An 870-nucleotide genomic window follows, 5' to 3' on the forward strand; every position below is an offset into this window, starting at 1 on the left:
CATTCGCGAGGAGCTTGCGGCTCTGGAGACGGCCGAGCGCGTCGAACGAGAGGATTTTGAACACTTCGTGAGGGGAAGTGGCATGTCCGCCGAGGACCTTGTCGAGCGGGCGAAGGAGAATTGCTATCTAACGGCGCAGGAGGCGCTCGATCTTCGGCTGATTGCGCGCATCATCGACTGAAGGATCAAGGTATGCGGTCAGCTTCGATCGCGCTTACGTAACTCGTTGTGAATGTGGGTAGCTGCTAGCGCGGCATGACCGAAGCCCACCGCAATCTGGTTGAGGGCCTTGGCGACATCTCCGATTGCGTAGAGCCTGGGTATCGTCGTTTCGAGATGGTTGCCGACCAGGATATAGCCTTCGTCATCACATTCCGCCCCGATAGCAAGAGCCAACTCACTTCTTACGTCACAGCCCATGCAAGGATAGATAACGTCTATCGGGACCAGGCCGCCGCCCACCATGGAGAGTTCAAAACCACAGGGATGAGGCAGCACGTCGTCTACTGCGTCCCAGATCTCTACTCCTGCTTGTCTCGCCCGGCGCCGGCCCCCAGTCGAGATATCGGATTGGAAATTGCACAGGATCGAGACATGCGGGGTGAAGTCTTTCAAGAAGATAGACTCTCGAAGCGCATCCTCCTCGGGACCTATGACCCCTACCCGACGTCCCCGAACCTCGTACGCATCGCAGACCGGACACAGTCGAATCGAACCCCTTTCTATAGCCGTTTTGATATTCGGGATCGTCGGCGCACGGTCAACCACACCCGTTGCCAAGATCACAAACCGGGCATTGACTGGTCCTAAAGAAGTCTGAAGGACAAATTTGCCCTGTTCCTTGTCTAGCCGTTCAACGGAACCTTGGAC

General features: G+C 56.6%; 1 protein-coding gene and 1 pseudogene. One reads left to right on the forward strand and one right to left on the reverse strand.

The window, feature by feature from the left end; translation table 11 throughout:
- Positions 1-181 (forward strand): annotated as a pseudogene (locus EN780_RS39950) (hypothetical protein); the annotation flags it as partial.
- A gap of 17 nt (positions 182-198) precedes the next feature.
- Here the strand turns inward: EN780_RS39950 and EN780_RS35595 are convergent.
- The coding region (locus tag EN780_RS35595) for an NAD(P)/FAD-dependent oxidoreductase (RefSeq protein WP_133372925.1) at positions 199-870 on the reverse strand (672 nt) is incomplete at its 5' end.

Origin of the sequence: Mesorhizobium sp. M4B.F.Ca.ET.089.01.1.1 (genome assembly GCF_004022605.1) — a bacterium.
GTDB lineage: Bacteria > Pseudomonadota > Alphaproteobacteria > Rhizobiales > Rhizobiaceae > Mesorhizobium > Mesorhizobium abyssinicae.